We start from the raw sequence: 5,978 nt of genomic DNA on the forward strand, positions 1-5,978 counted from the left end.
TTAACTTAATTTTTCTCCATGAATAACGATAAAAAAATATTAACTCCCATCAGTACAAAATCGCCAATGGATAACAATAGCGATTTTGTACCTATGGCTCAAACTACTTCTCCTTCAATACAAATGCAGGATAGTAATTTTGTGTTTTTCTTTGGTACTGCCGAAAGTGGGAAGTCGGTGATTTTGTCTTCGATGTTGTACTATTTAAGTTCGCAGGCGGGTGTTTTACGTCCCAAACTCGATACGCCCAATAGCAAAGAAGCAGAGGTTTTACTGTTTGATTTTTTGGATAATATCCGAAAAGGAGTTTTACCCAATCGTACCACCCGTGACCGTGTGACACGTATTGATTTGATTTTTGAACCTAATAATAAATCCAAAAAAGTACCGCCTATCAAGCTAACTTTTTTGGAAACCTCTGGCGAAAATCACTACGAAATTCGTCGTGGAGGCAATTACCATAGCAGTATCGATGAATACTTGAATGCCAATATTCCCCTTAATTTTATTTTGGTAACAGACTACGACACTGCACACAATGACGATGCCTTGATGATGAGCTTTTTGAACGAACTCGAAAGAAAAGGAAAAAGTCTGAAATCAGTCAATGCTATTCTAGTAGTATCCAAATGGGATAAGTCGGGCTCGATGGGTGTGTCGAGTGTCGAACAGCTCGATAATTTTATTCGTGACCGTATGCCTATGACTAGCCAACGAATGGATACCTATGGTTTAAACAAATCTTTTTATACAATCGGACATATCGAGAAAAACTCGATAGGCGAGGAGCGACTTACTAAGTTGAACCTCCAAACCGCAAAAGTATTGTCCGAATGGTTGTATCGTAGCATTGTGGGTGTCGATATCAACTATGAAGGTACATTCTGGGAAAGATTTTTTGGCAAATAAACCACTTGACTATGTCCACTTCGATTGATTTATTGGCTTTTGGTACTTTTGGAATTCCTAACGGATTTAAGCAAACCTTTTTTTTAAATAACCCGAATTCTCGCTATTTGAAGTCATTTGACCTCAATACCAATGCGATTACGATTTACCCAAAGGCAAATTTGTATTCGATTAGAAAAGAAGTTGCCAACGGTGCCAAGGCTTTATCTTATACTCAATATTCGTTTGCACGCGAACAGCACTCCGATAGAGGAGGTACTTTTATTGGGTCGAGTATTACTTTTTTCAACACCAATTGCGAAGAACCTTTGGTGATTTCTTGTCTCGACGAGTTTCATGCTGATATTATTGCCGAACAGCGCAATATCATCAACCATGTGCTTCAAGTAAAGCATTCCGACGAATTGATTGTTCGTGAGCCCAAAGACCTCAATAAACTTGACTTAAATTTTAAGGCTTTAGATGCCACTTTATTTCAAAAAACAAGAAATAATTTTCTGGTAGTCTATTGTGATTTGTCTTCAGAGTTAAATCTATTTTTACAAAAAAGTGCCTATTTACTAAGCGATTTTGATACTATTTATTTCACCGACTCGGTCGATATTGCCAATTATGTGATTGAAAAAGGGCTATATATTTTTATCAATTCTGAGCAATTTTTAGCAGAAATAGAAAAAAGAAAAGCAGCGAAGGAAATAGAGTGTTTTGAACAACAGAAAAGTAAAAACCCTTCTTTTCAGAAAAATAAAAATACCTCACCTGAGAAGAATACTCCTGAAGAAATCACCCCAAGAAATTGGGATATGTCTATTTTTCAGAAAAAAGTAAATCAGAATAAGCTCATTGCCGAACACAACGATTTAGTCAAAAAGTATAACGAGTTGAAGGCGCAACTCAAACAATTATCCAGCAATAAGCCCAAAACAGAAAATCCCTTCGAATCACCCGATATCAGCTATCCTGAGGAGGAGGATTCCTCCATACTAAGCTCATATCAATTTTGGAGAGGACTATCTGTTATCTTATTGCTTGCTTGTGGATATGCGGGCTACCGAGAATATGAGCGATATCATGTTGTAGCTACGACTCCAACTGTAGTAGTAACATCAGCGCCGCCAGCGCCCATTCCGGTAGCGCCTCCAAAGGTAGAAATTCCACCTTTGAATCCTTTGCCGAAATCAGTTTTGAAAGAAAAAGATATAGCCTATACTTTCAAAAATAGTACGATTCAGAATCAAACGGCAGATAGCGTGGTAAATTTGATTTTTGCCAAAAATAAAACAGATATTACTAGCATATACGGGAATCAAAAGCCAGCCTACAAAGCCGAGCTGATCAAAAGAAACCCTGAATGTTTTAAGGATGATAAAGTGATTTGTACTTCTTTAAAGAATATTCCGTCTGCTCAATAGGGGAGATTTCCACATCAGATTACGGGTGAATAAATTTACCCGCTAATTGAAAGTATTAAGCGTACCTAGTCCAAGTCTTCAGACTTGGACTTTCTTTTTTATGAGTTTTCAAACTCATAGACCTTCTACAGTTATACATTTCCATGATTCCTGTCTTGTATTCTCCAAATCCATATAAATAAATCGTGCTCAAATCGTATATTTGAAGAATTAGGAGAAACGTGCTCGTACGAGTGTACACCCAATGCCGTCTCCTCTATCCAACAAAAACTATAAAAAATAACAATGCGTACTACTACAAAAATTCAATTGATGGTTATGATGTTCCTGATGTTTTTTACATGGGGAGCATGGTATGGTCAAATGGGTAAATACCTAATCGTTGGACTTGGTGCTAGCGGTGACCAGACAGGGAATGCCTATGCCACTTTTTCAATTGCCTCTATTATTGCCCCATTTTTTGTGGGAATGATTTCTGACCGTTATTTCTCGGCACAGAAAGTAATGGGCGTACTCAATATCATTGGCGCAGCGATACTTTATTTCTTGATTCAGACAAAAGATCCAGATGCGTTTTTCTGGTACATTTTGGCTTATACCTTGTCTTTTGCACCCAACTTGGCACTTTCGAGCTCAATTGCGATGAACCAAATGCAAAATCCTGAGAAGGAATTCCCTTCGATTCGTGTATTGGGTACGATTGCTTGGATTGCGGTAACCAATATTGTAGGATATTATGCTATAGGTGATAAGGTTACTATTTTCCAAATCTCAATGTTTACCTCTTTAGCTTTAGGTATTTTTGCTTTCTTTTTACCAGATACTCCTCCAAAAGCAACAAGTAAGGCTTCTTCACTAGGAGAAATTTTAGGTACAGAGGCATTCGTTTTGTTCAAAGACCGTTCGTATGCCATTTTCTTTATAGCATCGGTATTAGTTTGTATTCCATTGTCATTTTATTACGCTCATGCCAACCTTTCGTTAACAGAATCGCACATGAGTAACGTGGAAAACAAAATGTCCTTAGGACAAGTTTCGGAGGTATTTTTCATGTTGTTGATTCCATTTGCCTTATCAAAATTTGGTATCAAAAAAATGCTTATCGTAGGGCTAGTAGCATGGATTATTCGTTTTGTTTGTTTCGGATATGGCGACGGTATTAGCTCAGAATGGATTTTATATTTGGCTATCGTATTGCATGGTGTATGTTATGATTTCTTCTTCGTAACAGGTCAAATCTATACAGATAATAAAGCAGGCGATAAAATCAAAAACTCTGCACAAGGCTTGATTACCTTGGCGACTTATGGTATTGGTATGGGGATTGGTTCAAAAATCTCAGGTATCGTATTGGACAAATTCTCTACAACAGATGCCTCTGGTGCAGTTACGCACGATTGGACTTCGGTTTGGATGGTTCCTGCAGGAATTGCGGCAGTTGTTTTGGTGTTGTTTATTGTATTCTTTAGTGAAAACAAAACTAAGGCAGCCTAAAACTTAGTAAGATATAGCAAAAAGCCCTCAGAATCAATGTATTCTGAGGGCTTTTGTTTTGATTATTGTCAGGAAAAATGCCGATGCATATCATATTGATTATCAGTTTTTTGAATAAAATTTGTTAAGGGAAAAGGAAATAAAGAAAGCTTAAAGATTAAGGTGTTTTTCTTGACCCAACAAAAGAAACCAAACCGTAACAAAACAAAACACGATACAGCTATGAAAAAGATTCTTGTGCCAACCGACCTTAGTGAAATTTCTTTAAAAGCATTAGATGTAGCTGCCGATTTGGCAAGAAACAATGGTGCTGAGATTACTTTGTTACAAGTCAAAATATTTCCTTCTGCAAGCTTAGGAACGTATTATTCGATGGGTGTGGCAGTTCCTTTTGATACAGCTTGGAAAGGTGTTTTGGACGATGCTCAAAATGAATTAAATGCTATTATCGCAAATCCTAAATTTGAGGGCTTGAAAATAAAAGCAGTAGTAGAAGAAAGTGTTGAGAATTTTGAGTCAACTTTGCTCAAACACAAAGCAGACTTAGTGGTGATGGGGTCTACTGGTGCTACAGGAATTAAAGAAATGTTTGGAGGCTCTCACGCCGAATCGATTGTACGTCATGCTAATTGTCCTGTTTTAGTAATTAAAGGTGACAAACAAGATTATCCTATTCAGAAAGTATTGATAGCAACCGATATGGAAAATACCGACTTTATAAAAAAAGCCTTCAAATGGTTGAATATGCCCGAAATAGAGTATCACTTTGTATATGTCGATACCGCTATGCGACAAATCAATTATGAGGTACTTAAAGAAGATATGAAGAAGGTAGCTTCGAAACTCAAATTAAAAAATTACCATTTTGATATTTGGGATGGTGCCAACGTTGAGGAGGGCATTTTGGATAGTGCGCATCAAATCAAAGCAGATTTAATCCTTATGTACACACACGGACGCACTGGTTTGGCACATTGGTTTAAAGGTAGCATAGCCGAAGATGTTGTTAATCACTCGGATATTCCCGTAATGACCCTTTCATAATCAGTCAGATAAGTTTGACTAAACAAGTATGATACCCCCACTATTGTATGAATAAATCTGCAGGAATGTGGAGAAGCTCTTCTGAATTAGTTTTCAGAAGGGCTTTCATTTATGAGAGGTTAATTAACAAATGATAATTTTATTATTTGTTTTAATTTCATTTACGTTTCTACTATATTTAAAGGACGCTTCGAAATGTATAAAAATATATGTAAGTACATGTATCGTTTTTTTACAAATCAAGCCTAGCTTCATGATATTTTTTTTTATATTTGTGTTCGCCATTGCAAAAAACACAAGCAAATCAACCTCAAGTAAAATTGAGCCAATAGTTCTGCTCAAAGATTTTTCTAAAAAAGAAGTAAAAACAATTTGGAACTAATTATTTTTTGACCACTGATGAGAAAGTTACCTTTAAATTCCGAAGTCTTATATACTTATCTTAAAACTTTTTTAATGAAAACACACAACGCACTATGAAACGAGTTGAAGATAGAATCAGGGTACTAATCGCTGAGAGGGGGATGACTCTTCTTCAATTAGCTATTCAATCTAATATCACAGAGGCAACGCTTCATGCCATTCTTAACCGAAATGATGCGAAATACTCTCAATTAATCCGTATGGCACGTACATTAAATGTAACTGTGGCCTACTTGATGGGAGAATCTGAAATCCAAAACATTTCTGATGTACAAGAAACTCAAGCTGGGTATGTTGTCCTAAAAACAGAAGAGGTATTGGATATGCAACGTAAAATTATTGAATTACAAGCCAGACTTTTGTCCAAGTTGACTGATAGCGAAGCCTAAAATCTTCGAATAAATGGAAACAACAGATGATTCTTTTGTGAGGCAAAAGCTAATTGAAAGACGTATATCCTTGGAAGTCAGTCATATAAAAAGCCAAACAACTTACGTTGTTTGGCTTTTTGTGGTTTTAGACAAAATAGCAAATTGGGTGCTAATCCTAAATACTGAAAATGCTACTTTACGTGATAAGTAAATAGAAGTAATTAGTTAACTGTATATCTTTCAAGTAATTCGAAAGATTAAATTAATAGTATATCTAAGGCAAAATTTAACTATAACCTTTTGATTATGAATGTCTTCAAATAAC

6 protein-coding genes are annotated in these 5,978 nt (G+C 36.2%); all 6 read left to right on the plus strand.

The features are described 5' to 3' along the window. Positions 1-18 precede the first annotated feature (18 nt). Complete coding sequence (locus tag ACOVQ4_RS09015; protein WP_421820323.1) at positions 19-909, plus strand: hypothetical protein; 891 nt, start codon at positions 19-21, stop codon at positions 907-909. 11 nt (positions 910-920) lie between these two features. Further along, positions 921-2,321: a hypothetical protein gene (locus ACOVQ4_RS09020; RefSeq protein WP_421820324.1), complete on the plus strand. Its 1,401-nt coding sequence runs from the start codon at positions 921-923 to the stop codon at positions 2,319-2,321. 285 nt (positions 2,322-2,606) lie between these two features. After that, a complete protein-coding gene (locus ACOVQ4_RS09025) occupies positions 2,607-3,815 on the plus strand; it encodes a nucleoside permease (protein ID WP_421820325.1) in 1,209 nt (402 codons plus the stop codon). Positions 3,816-4,037: 222 nt separating this feature from the next. After that, positions 4,038-4,859, plus strand: coding sequence for a universal stress protein (locus tag ACOVQ4_RS09030; protein ID WP_421820326.1), 822 nt, complete (start codon positions 4,038-4,040; stop codon positions 4,857-4,859). Positions 4,860-5,335: 476 nt separating this feature from the next. Further along, positions 5,336-5,671 carry a helix-turn-helix domain-containing protein gene (locus tag ACOVQ4_RS09035; protein WP_421820327.1) on the plus strand — a complete coding sequence of 112 codons (336 nt, stop codon included), beginning with the start codon at positions 5,336-5,338 and terminating at the stop codon, positions 5,669-5,671. Between the two features lie 13 nt (positions 5,672-5,684). Then, positions 5,685-5,864: a hypothetical protein gene (locus ACOVQ4_RS09040; protein ID WP_421820328.1), complete on the plus strand. Its 180-nt coding sequence runs from the start codon at positions 5,685-5,687 to the stop codon at positions 5,862-5,864. Positions 5,865-5,978: the final 114 nt, after the last annotated feature.

The sequence above is a fragment of the Flectobacillus sp. genome (genome assembly GCF_049240685.1).
GTDB lineage: Bacteria > Bacteroidota > Bacteroidia > Cytophagales > Spirosomataceae > Flectobacillus.